Annotated in this window: 17 protein-coding genes; 11 read left to right on the top strand and 6 right to left on the bottom strand. The window is 63.5% G+C overall.

All coding sequences use genetic code 11. The features are described from left to right. Nucleotides 1–6: 6 nt before the first annotated feature. Nucleotides 7–2,499, bottom strand: a complete 2,493-nt coding sequence (locus OH686_RS01765; protein WP_289535912.1) for an ABC transporter permease — start codon at nt 2,497–2,499, stop codon at nt 7–9. Beyond that, nucleotides 2,499–3,182 carry an ABC transporter ATP-binding protein gene (locus OH686_RS01760; protein WP_289535911.1) on the bottom strand — a complete coding sequence of 228 codons (684 nt, stop codon included), beginning with the start codon at nt 3,180–3,182 and terminating at the stop codon, nt 2,499–2,501. The genes OH686_RS01765 and OH686_RS01760 overlap by 1 nt, the downstream gene beginning before the upstream one ends. 10 nt (nt 3,183–3,192) lie before the next feature. Between OH686_RS01760 and OH686_RS01755 the strand changes: the two genes are divergently transcribed. The 3 genes from OH686_RS01755 (at nt 3,193) to OH686_RS01745 (ending at nt 5,170) form a co-directional block, all read left to right on the top strand. Then, entirely contained in the window at nt 3,193–3,798 is a 606-nt protein-coding gene (locus tag OH686_RS01755) for an arylesterase (RefSeq protein WP_289535910.1), read from the top strand. A 56-nt stretch (nt 3,799–3,854) separates the two neighbouring features. Next, nucleotides 3,855–4,136 (top strand): hypothetical protein, encoded by a 282-nt coding sequence (locus OH686_RS01750; protein ID WP_289535909.1) that lies wholly within the window; start codon nt 3,855–3,857, stop codon nt 4,134–4,136. A gap of 74 nt (nt 4,137–4,210) precedes the next feature. Continuing rightward, on the top strand, nt 4,211–5,170 hold the full coding sequence (locus OH686_RS01745; protein ID WP_289535908.1) for a L,D-transpeptidase family protein: 960 nt from the start codon (nt 4,211–4,213) through the stop codon (nt 5,168–5,170). Nucleotides 5,171–5,295: 125 nt separating this feature from the next. Here the strand turns inward: OH686_RS01745 and oprI are convergent, their stop codons facing one another. Next, nucleotides 5,296–5,547 (bottom strand): outer membrane lipoprotei OprI, encoded by a 252-nt coding sequence (oprI, locus tag OH686_RS01740; RefSeq protein WP_003448337.1) that lies wholly within the window; start codon nt 5,545–5,547, stop codon nt 5,296–5,298. A gap of 331 nt (nt 5,548–5,878) precedes the next feature. Here oprI and OH686_RS01735 point away from each other — a divergent pair, with 331 nt between their 5' ends. Further along, nucleotides 5,879–7,141 carry an aq_1923 C-terminal domain gene (locus OH686_RS01735; protein WP_289535907.1) on the top strand — a complete coding sequence of 421 codons (1,263 nt, stop codon included), beginning with the start codon at nt 5,879–5,881 and terminating at the stop codon, nt 7,139–7,141. 21 nt (nt 7,142–7,162) lie between these two features. Then, nucleotides 7,163–7,444 carry a GNAT family N-acetyltransferase gene (locus tag OH686_RS01730; protein ID WP_137973029.1) on the top strand — a complete coding sequence of 94 codons (282 nt, stop codon included), beginning with the start codon at nt 7,163–7,165 and terminating at the stop codon, nt 7,442–7,444. Between the two features lie 57 nt (nt 7,445–7,501). Here the strand turns inward: OH686_RS01730 and OH686_RS01725 are convergent, their stop codons facing one another. After that, nucleotides 7,502–8,578 carry a 3-deoxy-7-phosphoheptulonate synthase gene (locus OH686_RS01725; RefSeq protein ID WP_137973030.1) on the bottom strand — a complete coding sequence of 359 codons (1,077 nt, stop codon included), beginning with the start codon at nt 8,576–8,578 and terminating at the stop codon, nt 7,502–7,504. 121 nt (nt 8,579–8,699) lie between these two features. Continuing rightward, nucleotides 8,700–9,119: a PilZ domain-containing protein gene (locus OH686_RS01720; RefSeq protein ID WP_137973031.1), complete on the bottom strand. Its 420-nt coding sequence runs from the start codon at nt 9,117–9,119 to the stop codon at nt 8,700–8,702. Between the two features lies 1 nt (nt 9,120). On the opposite strand from OH686_RS01720, the gene OH686_RS01715 reads away from it, so the two are divergent. The 5 genes from OH686_RS01715 to cysB all read left to right on the top strand — a co-directional run bounded on the left by OH686_RS01715 (nt 9,121) and on the right by cysB (nt 13,020). Further along, a complete protein-coding gene (locus OH686_RS01715) occupies nt 9,121–9,504 on the top strand; it encodes a YbbN family protein (RefSeq protein WP_289535906.1) in 384 nt (127 codons plus the stop codon). Continuing rightward, a complete protein-coding gene (locus tag OH686_RS01710; RefSeq protein WP_289535905.1) occupies nt 9,504–10,451 on the top strand; it encodes a putative 2-dehydropantoate 2-reductase in 948 nt (315 codons plus the stop codon). The genes OH686_RS01715 and OH686_RS01710 overlap by 1 nt, the downstream gene beginning before the upstream one ends. A 7-nt stretch (nt 10,452–10,458) precedes the next feature. Next, nucleotides 10,459–11,364: a 5'-nucleotidase gene (locus tag OH686_RS01705; protein ID WP_137973034.1), complete on the top strand. Its 906-nt coding sequence runs from the start codon at nt 10,459–10,461 to the stop codon at nt 11,362–11,364. Between the two features lie 58 nt (nt 11,365–11,422). After that, complete coding sequence (locus tag OH686_RS01700) at nt 11,423–11,908, top strand: universal stress protein (RefSeq protein ID WP_289535904.1); 486 nt, start codon at nt 11,423–11,425, stop codon at nt 11,906–11,908. A gap of 137 nt (nt 11,909–12,045) precedes the next feature. Next, nucleotides 12,046–13,020 (top strand): HTH-type transcriptional regulator CysB, encoded by a 975-nt coding sequence (gene cysB, locus OH686_RS01695; protein ID WP_137973036.1) that lies wholly within the window; start codon nt 12,046–12,048, stop codon nt 13,018–13,020. A 54-nt stretch (nt 13,021–13,074) separates the two neighbouring features. Here cysB and OH686_RS01690 read toward each other — a convergent pair whose 3' ends face one another. Beyond that, nucleotides 13,075–13,695, bottom strand: a complete 621-nt coding sequence (locus OH686_RS01690; protein ID WP_137973037.1) for a phosphoadenosine phosphosulfate reductase domain-containing protein — start codon at nt 13,693–13,695, stop codon at nt 13,075–13,077. Nucleotides 13,696–13,843: 148 nt separating this feature from the next. On the opposite strand from OH686_RS01690, the gene thrH reads away from it, so the two are divergent. Then, nucleotides 13,844–14,461 (top strand): bifunctional phosphoserine phosphatase/homoserine phosphotransferase ThrH, encoded by a 618-nt coding sequence (thrH, locus tag OH686_RS01685; protein ID WP_137973038.1) that lies wholly within the window; start codon nt 13,844–13,846, stop codon nt 14,459–14,461. Nucleotides 14,462–14,509 lie beyond the last annotated feature (48 nt).

The following is a 14,509-nucleotide window of genomic DNA, read 5'->3' as shown; positions in this document are numbered from 1 at the left end:
GCAAGCTCAGACTTCGCGCAGCACGGTCAGCGGCGAGGCGTTGAGGGCCCGTCGGGTACCCCAGACGCCGGCGCCGCCCACCAGCAAGGCGCCTATCACCGGCAACAGCAGTAACCATGGATGCGGCTGCCACTCCAGCTCAAGCGCATAGCGGTACAGCAGGAAACTGGCCAGCTCGCAGCCAACGGCGGCCAGCAGTCCGCTGCCGGCGCCGAGCAGGCCGAACTCGGCGCGGCGGGCGCGCAGCAGCAGGCGGCGTTCGGCGCCGAGAGCCCGCAGCAGGGCGCCCTGACGCAGACGCTCGTCGAGGGTGGCCTGCAGGCCGGCGAACAGCACCGTCAGGCCGGCCGCCAGGACGAACAGCAGCACGTATTCGATCGCCAGGCTGACCTGGGCCATGATGCTACGCAGCTGCTCCAGCAGCGCCTCGACCTGCAGCAGGGTGACGGCGGGAAACTCGCGCGACAGCTCGACCAGGCGCTTCTCGCTCTGCGGCGGCAGATAGAAGCTGGTCAGATAGGTAGCGGGCAGGTCCTGCAGGGTATCGGGCTCGAAGATCATGTAGAAGTTCGGCTGGAAGCTGTCCCACTCCACCTGACGCAGGCTGGTGACGCGAGCCTGTTTTTGCATGCCGCCGACGCTGAAGGTGAGTGCATCACCCAGCTTGAGTCCGAGGCTTTCCGCCAGTTCCGACTCCACCGACACGCCAGGCTGCTCGCCCTGCGGCTGGGGCTGCCACCACTGGCCGTCCAGCAGCACATTGCCTGCGGGCAGCTCGGCCGCCCAGGTCAGGCTGAGGTCGCGCTGGATGGCGCGCTCGCCCTGGCTGTCCTTGCTGACGATACCCTGCACCGGCTCGCCGTTGATCAGGGTCAGGCGCCCGGCGACTATCGGATACAGCGGCGCCGGATGCGGCGACAGCTGCGCGAGGCGGGCGGCGAAGGCCTCGCGCTCGTACGGCAGCACATTGAGGGCGAAGTGATTGGGCGCTTCGGCCGGTAGCTGATCCTGCCAGGTGTCGAGCAGTTCGCCGCGCAGCAGGGCGATCAAGCTCATGGCCAGCAGGATCAGGCCGAAGGCCAGCGATTGCCCGGCCGCCGCCAGCGGGTGGCGCAGCAGCTGGCCCAGGCCCAGGCGCCAGGGCAGGGAGGCGCGAGCCAGCAGGCGGCGCAGGGCATTCAGGCCGAATAGCAGGGCGCCACCGAGCAGCAGCGTGGCGAGCAGACCGCCGCCGAGCAGGCCCAGGGTGAGTTTCAGGTCCAGACTCAGGCGCCACATGATCAGGCCCAGGGCGAACAGCGCGGCGCCATAGACCAGCCAGGAGCTCGGCGGTACGGGGAGCAGGTCGCGGCGCAGTACGCGCAGCGGCGGTACGCGGCCGAGGGCCGCCAGGGGCGGTAGGGCGAAACCGGCCAGCGCCACCAGTCCGGTGGCTATCCCGGCCAGCGCCGGCAGCAGTCCCCCAGGCGGCACGCCCGGAGGCAGTAAGCCCTGCAACAACTTGAACAGCACCAGCTGACCGACCCAGCCGAGCAGGGCGCCCGCCAAGGCGGCGAGCAGGCCGAGCATGGCCAGTTGCAGGCCGAACAGGCTCAGGGCTTCGCGGCGCGAAAGGCCCAGGCAGCGCAGCAGGGCGCTGGCGTCGAAGCGGCGTGCGGCGAAACGGGCGGCCGAGAGCGCCACGGCGACACCGGCCAGCAGCACGGCGGCCAGGCTGGCCAGGTTCAGGTAGCGCTCGGCGCGGCCCAGGGCGCCACCGATCTGCCGATTGCCGTCGCGGGCGTCCTCAAGACGCTGGTGGGCGACCAGTCCTTTCTCGGTCTCTGCGCGATAGTTGGCCAGGACCTCCGTCTCGCCACGCCAGAGGTCGCGGTAACGCACCCGGCTGCCTGGCTGGACCACGCCGGTAGAGGCCAGGTCGTCCAGATTGATCAATACCCGTGGGGTTAGGCTATAGAAGTCGCCAGCGCGATCGGGCTCGTGGGTCAGCACGCGGGTCAGGCGCAGTTGGCGGCTGCCGACTTCGATGCTCTGTCCGACCTTGAGATCCAGCGCCGCAAACAGCCGCGCCTCTGCCCAGGCTTCGCCCGGCTGCGGGCCGCCGCCTGGCTGGTCGGCGGCATAGGGCTCGGCGGCGCTTTTCAGCTCGCCGCGTAGCGGATAGCCGCTGCCGGCGGCCTTGATGCTGGCCAGCTGAATGCCCTGCTCGCCGGCGATCACGCTGGCGAACTCGACCACCTGGGCGTGTTGCAAGCCCAGCTTGCGGCCGGCTTCGATCTGTTCGGGCGCGGCGGGGGCGCTGCCGTTCAGGACCAGGTCTGCACCGAGAAACTCGGTCGCGCGCAGCAGCATGGCGCCATTCAGGCGGGCGCCGAAGTAGCCAATGGCGGTGCTGGCGGCCACCGCCACCAGCAGGGCGAAGAACAGCACGCGCAGCTCGCCGGCGCGAGCATCGCGCAGCAGCTGGCGCCAGGCGAGGACGAACAGGCGGGCGAACATCAGGGCTCCACGCTGTCGACCAGGCGGCCGGCTTCCAGGCGGATCAGGCGACGGCAGCGGTGGGCCAGACGCTCGTCATGGGTGACCAGGACCAGGGTGGTGCCGCGCTCCTGGTTCAGCTCGAAGAGCAGGTCGCTGATGCGCTCGCCGGTATGGCTGTCGAGATTGCCGGTGGGCTCGTCGGCGAACAGGATCGCCGGTTCGGCGGCAAAGGCGCGGGCGATGGCCACGCGCTGTTGTTCGCCACCGGAGAGCTGGCGCGGGTAGTGGCCGAAGCGTTGACCCAGGCCAACCCGCTCCAGCAGCGAGGCGGCGCGCTGGCGGGCATCGCCACGGCCTTCCAGCTCCAGCGGCAACATGACGTTCTCCAGGGCGTTGAGGTTGTCCAGCAGTTGGAAGGACTGGAAGACGAAACCGACATGCTCGGCGCGCACTCGTGCCCGGCGATCCTCATCCAGCGACTGCAGGGCATTGCCAGCCAGTTCCACTTCGCCAGCGCTGGGCAGGTCGAGGCCGGCCAGTAGGCCGAGGAGGGTGGATTTGCCGGAGCCGGAGCTGCCAACGATGGCCAGGCTGTCGCCGCGGGCCAGATCGAGGGAGAGGTCGTGGAGGATGGCCAGTTCGCCTTCCGTGCTGGGAACCACTTTGCTAAGGTGCCGCGCAGTAAGAATGCTTGCGCTCATGGAGAGTCCGATGCGTGCATTGTGGATGAGCGGTGCGCTGACGCTGATGTTGTGGGCTCAGGGCGCGCTGGCCGGCACCGTACTGGTTGTCGGCGATAGTATCAGCGCCGCTTTGGGCCTGGATACACGACAGGGCTGGGTGTCCCTGCTGCAAAACCGGCTGCAGGAGGGTGGTTTCGCGCACCAGGTAGTCAATGCATCGATCAGTGGCGATACCAGCTCAGGTGGCCTGGCGCGCCTGCCGGCGCTGCTTTCACAGCATCGGCCGCAGCTGGTGATCATCGAGCTGGGCGGCAACGATGGCCTGCGTGGACAGCCGCCAGCGCAATTGCAACAGAATCTTGCTCGCATGGTGGATGCGTCCACCGCTGCGGGGGCAAAAGTGCTGCTATTGGGCATGCGTCTGCCGCCGAACTATGGCCAGCGCTATACCCAGGCCTTCGCTCAGGTGTTCAGCGATGTGGCGGCTGATAAACAGGTGCCGCTGGTGCCGTTTCTGCTCGAAGGCGTCGGCGGTGTGCCGGGCATGATGCAGGCCGATGGCATCCATCCGGCCGTAGCGGCCCAGCCGAAGTTGTTGGAGAACGTCTGGCCGACGCTGGAGCCGCTGCTCTGAGCCTTCCCCGTCTGCTGGCTTTCGGCTATCGTGGCGCCCCCGCCTCGGAGCCCTGAATGCCGCGTCCCGCCTGGTCCCTGTACGCCTACCAACTGATCGTGCCCGACGAACAGCTCGACCTGTTCGCCTGCCGCGAAGCAAAGGTGCATCTGGTGGCCAAACAGCTGGAGCTGGGCGGCTTTGCCGATCGCACTTTGTGTGGCGGCCTGTTGCCGGCGTTGCCGGTGATGCGCGATGTGGATAAGGTCGGTTTGCGCGACAAGCGCCTGTGCCCGGCCTGCCGCCAGGCGCTGGAGGCCCAGCGCCGCGGCGAACGGCTACTGTGGCCCGACGCCTGAACCCTCCCGGCCCGTTTGCTGCCGGTGTACAATCCCGAGTCTTTCCATCAGCCATTCTTGCCAAGGATTAACGGATGTTGTCGCTGTCGCGCGTTCCTGCCGTCGCCCTCGCCAGCCTGATCGTGGCCGGCCCTGCCGCCGCCCTCGAGCTGCCCCTGCCGCCCCCGGGCGAAGATATCGTCGGCCAGATCCAGGTGGTCAAGGCCAAGTACGAGGACACCTTCGCCGACATCGCCACCTCCAGTGATCTGGGCTATCTGGAGATGGTCGCGGCCAACCCGGGTGTCGATCCCTGGCTGCCGGGCGAGGGCGCCGAGATCATTCTGCCGACCCGCTACATTCTGCCGCCGGGCCCGCGCGAAGGCATCGTGATCAACCTGGCCGAGTACCGCATGTACTACTTCCCGAAAGGGAAGAACGTGGTACACACCTTCCCGCTGGGTATTGGCCGTGAGGGTTGGGGCTCGCCAATCGCGCACACCACCATTACCGCCAAGACGCCGAACCCGGGCTGGACGCCGCCGGCTTCGATCCGTGCCGAGCACGCCGCCGATGGCGATCCGCTACCGGCATACGTGCCGCCAGGACCGGATAACCCGCTGGGGCCGTTCAAGTTCACTCTCGGCACGCCGGGCTACCTCATTCATGGTTCCAACAAGAAGTTCGGCATCGGCATGCGCGTCAGCCACGGCTGCTTCCGTATGCTGAACAACAACGTGCTGGAACTGGCCAAGATGGCTCCGGTGGGAACTTCCGTACGCATCGTCAACGAGCCGTACAAGTTCGGCGTCAGCGGCGGCAAGGTCTATCTGGAGGCCCATGCGCCGCTGACTGACAGCGAAGAGCCGTCGGTGGTGGACAAGCACACTGCTGTGATCAATGCGCTGCTGAAGAATGATGCACTGGGCGGCAGCATGCGCCTGGACTGGGAGATGGTGCGTGAGGTGGTGGCGTCGGAAGACGGCATGCCGATCGAGATCGCCATACCGCAGGAAGCCGTGGCCAATCATGAGGCCGCTCCTCTGGAGCTCTAGATATCTACTTCAAAGAGCCCGCCCGCAGCGATGCCGGCGGGTTTTTTGTTGCCGCGAAAAATCGCGGGCATTAAAAAAAGCCGACCCGGTGAACCGGGTCGGCTTCTTCAAAGCCTTGGCAAGAATTACTTGCGGCTGGCTTTTTCCAGCATACGCAGAGCGCGCTCGTTGGCTTCGTCAGCGGTCTGCTGAGCCTTCTGAGCAGCGGCCAGAGCCTCGTCAGCCTTACGGTAGGCTTCGTCGGCACGAGCTTGAGCGCGGGCAGCGGCGTCTTCGGTAGCGGTCAGACGGGCTTCGGTTTCTTTGGATACGCTGCTGCAACCGGTGGCCAGAACGGCGGCCAGAGCCAGAGCAGAGAATTTCAGAACGTTGTTCATCGTGTTCCCCTTAAGGTGGACTTTCCATGAAAAGCAATTTCCCGAGCTCGAGAAATTAGCCGGGCTACATACTACCCATTACTTTTAGTAAGTAAACCGACCTGAGGCAAGTGAAGCAAAAAAAAGCCCCATCTGTTCAAGTTTTAATCTTTTCTGTTTAAAAAACATGCAGTTCGAGTGCTCGGAGGGCTGCCTGCAAGTCCAATCTGCGACACTTTCAGTTGGTACGTCGGTGCTTTCTGTCACATGGCGTCCGGGGGCGTGCAGTTGATAATATTGCGCTCGCCGTATCCGGCAGGATGCAATTCCGGACAATTCCAAGGACGTTAAGATGTCGAAACTCATCAAGTGGGGGCTGTTGGCCATAGTGGCCGTGGCGATACTGATCAAGGTCTCGCTTTGGTTGTCGGTGCGCTCGATCATGAATGATGCGATCGCCCAGACGTCTCCATTCATGAACTTGAGTTACCAGGGCATCACCTCTTCCTTCGATGGTCGTGTGGGCGTTGAAGGTATCAAGGTTCATGTACCGATGGTCAACGATGAGTTTCGCATTGCGCATGCTGAGCTCAAGTTCAAGGGTTTGATGGACCTGTTGTCATTCAAGGAACGTCTGGCCGAGGGCAAATTCCCCGAGCAGATGGCAGTGAATATCAAGGGGCTCACGCTCGATGTGCATGGGCCTTTCATGGAGATGATCCATCAGGCGCCGGAGCAGCCCGATCTGGAGACTGCGCTGACCAGCGTGGCCTGCGGCAGTAGCAGTCGCATCGGGGTCGATGAGCTACTGGAAATGGGTTATCGCACTTTCGAAACCGACGCCCAGTTCTCCTACCTGTTCCAGCCTGGGGCGCAGACCCTGAGCTTCAACCTCGCTGCGGATATGCGAGACATGGGCGATTACCGTGTCAGCTTCTCCCTGGCCAATATGTCGGAGAAGCCTGGCGATTTGCGGGTCAACCCGCCGCGGGTATCCACCGTCACCGTGGAGATCAACGACAACCAGTACCAGCGCAAGGTCAGCAGCTATTGCGCCGGCAAGATGGGTCAGTCAGATGAGGCCTATCTGCAGACTTCGCTGGAGCATCTGGACCTGTCGTTACGTGCTCAGCGCATCGCCCTGGATCCAGCGCTCCTGGAGTCGCTGAAGGCCTATTACAAGGATCCACAGACGCTGCGCGTCGAGCTCGCCCCAACCGATGGCATGACCTGGGATGGCTTGCAGTTCTTCGAGGCCAAGGATGTGGTGGCCATGCTTCGCCCAGTCGTGTTGATCAATCAACAAGTAGTGGAACCTCTAGCTTTTTCCTGGGTCGATCCCCTGGCGGCGCCAGTTCCGGTAGCTAACGAGTTGGTGCGTGCTGAGGAGAGCGATACGCCTCAATCTTCTCAATACGAGTTCGTTGATGTAGATAGGCTGTCCGCGCATGCAGGCAAACGGCTACAGTTCATTACCTACGATGGCACCTATTATCAAGGTGTGCTGCACAAGATCGAGAATGGCAAGGTGTTCCTCAGCGTGCAGATGGGCACCGGTTCGGCCGAGATGTTTCTTCGTCTGGAAAAGATCGCTAAGGTAAGGGTTCTACTGTAGAGCCCTCGTTAAGGAGATGAAATGAGCCAAGGGTTGTCCATCCACCATGACCAGGCGGGTCATCAGTTCGAGGCCGTCATCGACGGCCACCGCGCCTATCTGGCCTATATGGATCTGGGCAAACAGACGCTCGACATCTACCGTACCTTCGTACCGAACGCCCTGCGCGGGCGCGGTATCGCGGCGGCGCTGACCGAGCAGGCGCTGGAGTATGCCGAGTCCATGGGCTACACGGTGATTCCGTCTTGCTCCTATGTGGAGCGCTATCTGGAGCGTCGCCAGCGCCAGCAGCTCAAGCACTGAATCGAGCTACAAACGAAAACGCCGGGCAATGCCCGGCGTTTTCGTTTCTGCAGACGATCAGCCGCGCTGGCGCTTGGGCAGCACGTCCTTGAGTTTGGCGTGCATGCTGCGCAGGGTCTTCTCGGTGGTGTCCCAGTCGATGCAGGCGTCGGTGATGGAGACGCCGTACTTCAGATCGCCCAGATCTTTCGGGATCGACTGGCTACCCCAGCCCAGGTGGCTCTCGACCATCAGGCCGACGATCGAATTGTTGCCCTCGAGAATCTGGTTGGCCACGTTCTCCATGACCAGCGGCTGCAGGGCCGGGTCTTTGTTAGAGTTTGCGTGGCTGCAGTCGACCATGATGTTCGCGCTGATCTTGGCCTTGGCCAGTTCTTGCTCGCAGATGGCGACGCTGACCGAGTCATAGTTGGGCTTGCCATTGCCGCCGCGCAGCACCACATGGCCATAGGCGTTGCCCTTGGTGGTGACGATGGAGACGCCGCCCTCCTGGTTGATGCCGAGGAAGCGGTGCGGGCTGGAAACGGACTGCAGGGCGTTGATCGCCACGGTCAGGCCGCCGTCGGTGCCGTTCTTGAAGCCCACCGCCGAGGACAGGCCGGAGGCCATCTCGCGGTGGGTCTGGGATTCGGTGGTGCGGGCGCCGATGGCCGACCAGCTGATCAGGTCCTGCAGGTACTGTGGGGAGATCGGGTCGAGCGCCTCGGTGGCGGTCGGCAGTCCCATTTCGGCCAGGTCGCGCAGCAGCTGACGGCCGATGTGCAGGCCATCTTGGATCTTGAACGAGTCATCCAGGTAAGGGTCGTTGATCAGACCTTTCCAGCCGACCGTGGTACGCGGCTTCTCGAAGTACACGCGCATGACCAGGAACAGGCTGTCGGATACCTCGGCGGCCAGCACCTTGAGGCGTTCGGCGTATTCGTGGGCGGCCTTGATATCGTGGATGGAGCAGGGGCCAACCACCACGAACAGGCGATGATCCTTGCCGTCGAGAATGTCGCGAACGACCTGGCGGCCATTGGCAACGGTGCGCTGAGCGGCTTCGGTGAGGGGGATTTCGCGCTTGAGCTGCGCCGGGGTGATCAGGGTTTCATTGGACGAAACGTTAAGATCGTCAATCGGTAAATCAGCCATCGTGGTACTCGTCAGGTCACGGGAGCCGAGCGCCTCTTCAGGCGGAATCATGGGGCGCAGCGGGGGACAGGCACCTTAACGCGTTCCAGGCCGCCTAGACAATGGGCGGAACCGCTCGGTGTCAGTGGATTTGCGTGCTGGGGAACTCGGCGGCGTGCAGGGCTATCCATTCGCGGGCGACGGTTTCCACTTCCAGCGGCGCCCCCAGTTCCTGCTCGCGCTGATGACGGTAATGCTCTATCTGGCAGACCTGCTCGACCATACGGGCGCGGAACAACGTGTCCTCATCGATGAAGGCGATACCGACCAGATAGTTCTCCGCCTGCTTGCGGCACCAGGCCACGACCCCGGGATAGCGGGCCTGCTCGCCTAGCACCGGGATACGTAGCTCCACGGCCGTGCCCTTGCGGAAGCCCTTGCTGGAATTGCACGCCACACCGCCCAGGCTGATATTGTTCAGCCTCTGTCGCGGCAGGAAGGCATGTTTGCGCTGGACCAGTTCCACTGGCATGTCGCTTGGGTGACGCAGAAAACGACGCATTGTGACCACTCCGGATGCCATCCATTTGACATCACACGTGAACAGTATAGTGCCTAGCCTGGAGCTGACCGATCTGGATGCAGACCGTCAGTTACTGGATCTGCCGGGGAGCTCCCTGCTGATATTTACCAGCATAGGTTGTGCCAGTTGCCGCTGGGCCCGTCACGCACTGCCTGGCATGCGGCTTCCGATCGAGCGCCTGTGCTGGGTCGACGCGGGCCACAACGGCGGTTTGGTTCAGCGTTATGGCGTTTTTCACCTGCCCAGCCTGTTTCTCATTCGTGACGGCCAATTCTTTGGCAGTTTGCAATCTCAGCTGAATCCGACCGGGCTTTCTGCAGTGTTGGAGCAGGCGCTGGGTCGTCAACCCGAGGAGTTACCCTGATGCCGGATCCGCAACGCCCACGCATCGGCATCGTTGGTACCGGTGCCATTGGTGGTTTCTACGGTCTGATGCTGGCCCGCGCCGGTCATGATGTGCATTTTCTGCTGCGCAGCGAATATGCAGCGGTTGTGGAACAGGGGCTGCGGCTGAACAGCGCTGTGCATGGCCAGCTGCATCTGCAGCCGGTACAGGCCTGGAGTAGCGCAGCCGAGATGCCTGCCTGCGACTGGTTGCTGGTGGGAGCCAAGACCACCAGTAATGCCGAGTTGGCACCCGTCATCGCGCAGCTGGCCGCACCAGGCGCCAAGGTAGTCCTGCTGCAGAATGGTTTGGCCGTCGAGGAGCAGCTGCGACCTCTGCTGCCGGACTCGCTGCACCTACTAGGCGGGCTGTGCTTTATCTGCACCCATCGCGCCGCGCCAGGAGTGATCGAGCATCAATCCCTGGGCGCGGTAAACCTGGGCTATCACTCCGGCCCGGCGGGTTCGCTCGAGGCCCGGCAGGCATTGGTCGAGGAGGGTGCCGAGCTGTTTCGTTCGGCCGGCCTGGAGTCCACCGCCATGGCCGACCTGCAGCAGGCGCGCTGGCAGAAGCTGGTGTGGAACGTGCCCTACAACGGCCTCTCCGTGCTGCTCGATGCCGGCACCACTCGGCTCATGGCCAGCGCCGACAGCCGCGGGCTGATCCTAGATCTGATGCAGGAGGTGGTGCAGGGCGCCGCGGCTTGCGGGCATGTCCTGCCGGAGGGCTATGCGCAGAAGCTGCTAGCGGTGACCGAGCGCATGCCGGACTACCTGCCCAGCATGTACCATGACTTCAAACACAAGCGCCCGCTGGAGCTGCAGGCCATCTACGCCGAGCCTCTGGCGGCTGCCGCGGCAGCCGGCTGCGAACTGCCGAAAATACGCATGCTGCACCAGGCATTGCGCTTCCTCGACGCGAGCTGAGACCACTATGGGCAAGGGACTGGGTGACAAACTGGTATTGGCGATCTCCTCGCGTGCACTGTTCGACCTGCGCGAGAGCCACCGCATCTACGAGAGCGAAGGGGTTGAGGCCTATCGCCAATACCAGATCGATCATGAGGATGAAATTCTCGCCCCCGGCGATGCCTTCCCGCTGGTGGAGAAGCTGCTCAGCCTGAACGGCAACCTGGGCCAGGCGCGGGTCGAGGTGATCCTGGTGTCGCGTAACAGCGCCGATACGGGGCTGCGCATTTTCAATTCCATCACCCACCATGGCCTGGGTATCTCCCGCGCCGCGTTCGTCGGTGGCCGCAGTCCTTATCCCTATCTGGCGGCCTTTGGCAGCCACCTGTTCCTCTCTACTCATGCCGAAGATGTGCGCGGCGCGTTGGGGGCTGGTTTCGCCGCCGCCACCATCCTCTCCGGTGGTCCGCGCCGCGCGGCGAGCACCGAGCTGCGCATCGCCTTCGATGGTGACGCCGTGCTGTTCTCCGACGAGTCCGAGCGGGTCTATCAGCAGGCGGGGCTGGAGGCTTTTCAGCAGCATGAGAAGGACTCTGCCCGCGAGTTGCTTGGCGGCGGGCCGTTCAAGCCCTTCCTGGCGGCGCTGAACCGCCTGCAGCGCGAGTTTCCCGAGGAACACTGTCCGATTCGCACGGCGCTGGTCACTGCCCGCTCGGCGCCGGCCCACGAGCGGGTGATCCGCACCCTGCGCAACTGGGACATCCGTCTGGACGAATCGCTATTCCTCGGCGGCCTGGACAAGTCGGCCTTCCTCGAGGCCTTCGCCGCCGATGTGTTCTTCGATGACCAGACCGGCCATTGCGAGCGTGCCAGCCAGGTGGTCGCTACCGGCCACGTTCCGCATGGCGTGAGCAACGAACTGCAACCCTGACGCTGGCGCCAGCACTGCTAAGCTCAGAGAGGCCCTAGCAGGAAGTCAGGGAGGCCGCATGTTGCGCTCCATTCTCTATGCCACCGATCTCGGGCTCTATGCGCCCTATGTGCTGCAGCACGCCCTGTCGTTGGCCAAGGCGTTCCAGTCCGAGCTGCACGTGGTGCATGCCGTCGAGCCGCTGGGGTTGTTCGCCGAGTCGGTGCTGAACACCTATCTGGATGAAAAGACCCTGCAGGAGCTGCGCAGCAAGGGCCTGACCACGGTGATGGCGAGTATCGAGCAGCGTGTGCTGGAAGGTTTTCGCGACGAAATGGGCGAGGCCCAGCAGGACATGCAGATAGTCCGCAGCGTACGGGTGGTGCAAGGCGACCCGGCCCAGGTGATTCTCGACGAGGCGCGGAAACTCGGGGTCGATCTGCTGGTCGTAGGCAGTCACAGCCACGGCGCTGCGCATGACATCCCTTTGGGTAGGACGGCGGCGCGTCTGCTGCAGCTGTCGGAGACTCCCGTCTACCTGGTGCCCATGCTGCAGCACCGTTAGCGGTGCTTATCGCCAACCGTTAGACGAACGGCATGCATAACTCAGAAAATCGTCTAGTTTTATCTTTAAACCGTTAATATGGTTATATCGCTGCGTTGGCAAATTCGGGCAGCGTCTATCTGCTTTGAGGGATATCTATGAAGCTGCAGCAACTGCGCTACATCTGGGAAGTGGCGCATCATGATCTCAACGTCTCTGCCACCGCGCAGAGCCTCTATACCTCACAGCCCGGCATCAGCAAGCAGATTCGTCTGCTGGAAGACGAGCTGGGCGTCGAGGTCTTCGCCCGTAGCGGCAAGCACCTGACCCGCGTCACGCCAGCCGGCGAGCGCATCATCACCACCGCCGGGGAAATCCTACGCAAGGTGGAGAGCATCAAGCAGATCGCCCAGGAATTCTCCAACGAGAAGAAGGGCACTCTGTCCATTGCCACCACTCACACCCAGGCACGCTATGCGCTACCGCCGGTGATCAGCGGCTTCATCAAGCAGTACCCGGAAGTGGCTCTGCACATGCATCAGGGCTCGCCGACCCAGATCGCCGAGATGGCGGCCGACGGCACCGTGGACTTCGCCATTGCCACCGAAGGTCTGGAACTGTTCAACGACCTGGTGATGATGCCCTGCTACCGCTGGAACCGTTGCGTGATCGTGCCCCAGGGCCACCCGCTGACCAAGCTGCCGAAGCTGACCCTGGAAGCGCTGGCCGAACACCCGATCGTCACCTACGTGTTCGGTTTCACCGGCCGCTCCAAACTGGACGAGGCCTTCAGTCACAAGGGCCTGACGCCCAAGGTGGTGTTCACCGCGGCGGATGCCGACGTGATCAAGACCTACGTGCGCCTGGGCCTGGGCGTCGGCATCGTGGCGCGCATGGCGGTCGATACCAAGCTCGACAACGACCTGGTGATCCTCGACGCCAGCGAGCTGTTCGAGTCCAGCATCACCAAGATCGGTTTCCGTCGTGGCACCTTCCTGCGCGGCTTCATGTGCGACTTCATCGAGAAGTTCGCCCCGCACCTGACCCGCGACGTACTGGCCAAGGCCGTGCAGTGCCACACCAAGGCCGAGCTGGACGAGCTGTTCGACGGTGTCGAGCTGCCGGTGCACTGATTCTTGCGGGCATGAAAAAGGGCGCCTTCCGGCGCCCTTTTTCGTTCTACGGCATCAATGGCTGATGTGCAGGCCGCACTCGCGGTTATCTTCGCCCTTGGTCGGGTCGAAGTAGTCGAAGTTGTTCGGCAGGTTGTGCTTCACCAGGTACTCGTACAGCTCCTTGGAGCTCCAGTGCAGCAGCGGGGCGACCTTGATCAGGCCGTCCGGGTTGACGCTCACCGGGTCCATCTGTGCGCGTACGGCGGTGTCGCTGGCGCGCAGGGCGGTGAACCAGACTTCTGGCGCGGCTTCGCGCAGGGCGCGGGCGAAGGGCTCCAGCTTGACCTCCTCGGTGAAGGCAGCGTGACGCGGATCGTCCAGCGCCGGCACCGGGCCGTCGATGGCCTCGCGATGGGCCCGCGAGCGCAGCGGCAGGTAGGTCTTCAGGTTGAGGTTGAGCTGCTTGCTCACTTCGTCGGCGAACTTGTAGGTCGCCTCGGTGTTGTAGCCGCTGTCCATCCAGATCACCTGGGTGTCCGGCTTGACGCGGGTGACCATGTGCAGGATGACCGCCTCGAAGGGGCGGAAGTTGGTTGTGCAGATCGCCGTCTTGCCCAGGCTCAGGGCCCATTCCACGAGTTTTTCGGCGTCTTTCCCGAGTTCGGCGTTGATAGTGGCCAGATCGAACGTCATCTGAGCGGTCCTGTGGGCAGTGAATTCAAGGGCGACGATGTTACCAGTCCGAGACAGTCGCAACCACCGGCACCGCCGGTTTACCAGCGCCCGGCCATGCTGCTAGAGTGCCGGCCCTCGAACAGCCCAACGCATTTAGGAGACGCCCGTGGAAATCGCCTGCCTCGACCTCGAAGGTGTACTGGTTCCGGAAATCTGGATCGCCTTCGCCGAAAAAACCGGCATCGACGCGCTCAAGGCGACCACTCGCGACATCCCCGACTACGACGTGCTGATGAAGCAGCGTCTGCGCATCCTCGACGAGCACGGCCTCAAGCTGCGTGACATCCAGGAAGTGATCGCCACCCTCAAGCCGCTGGAAGGCGCCGTGGAGTTCGTCGACTGGCTGCGCGAGCGCTTCCAGGTGGTGATCCTGTCCGACACCTTCTACGAGTTCTCCCAGCCGCTGATGCGCCAGCTGGGCTTCCCGGCCCTTCTGTGCCACAAGCTGATCACCGACGAGACCGATCGCGTGGTGGGCTACCAGCTGCGCCAGAAGGACCCGAAGCGCCAGTCGGTGATCGCCTTCAAGAGCCTGTACTACCGCGTGATCGCCGCCGGCGACTCGTACAACGACACCACCATGCTCAGCGAGGCCCACGCCGGCATCCTGTTCCACGCGCCGGACAACGTGATCCGCGAGTTCCCGCAGTTCCCGGCCGTGCACACCTATGAAGACCTCAAGCGCGAGTTCCTCAAGGCGTCCAACCGCGAGCTGAGCCTGTAAGGTTCGTCACAATGAAAAAAAGGCCCGCAGATGCGGGCCTTTTTGTGG

The sequence above is a fragment of the Pseudomonas sp. SO81 genome (assembly GCF_030374125.1).
Classification (GTDB): domain Bacteria; phylum Pseudomonadota; class Gammaproteobacteria; order Pseudomonadales; family Pseudomonadaceae; genus Aquipseudomonas.
Note: the sequence above shows the minus strand (reverse complement) of the source record. Positions and strands in the feature narration are given on the sequence as shown.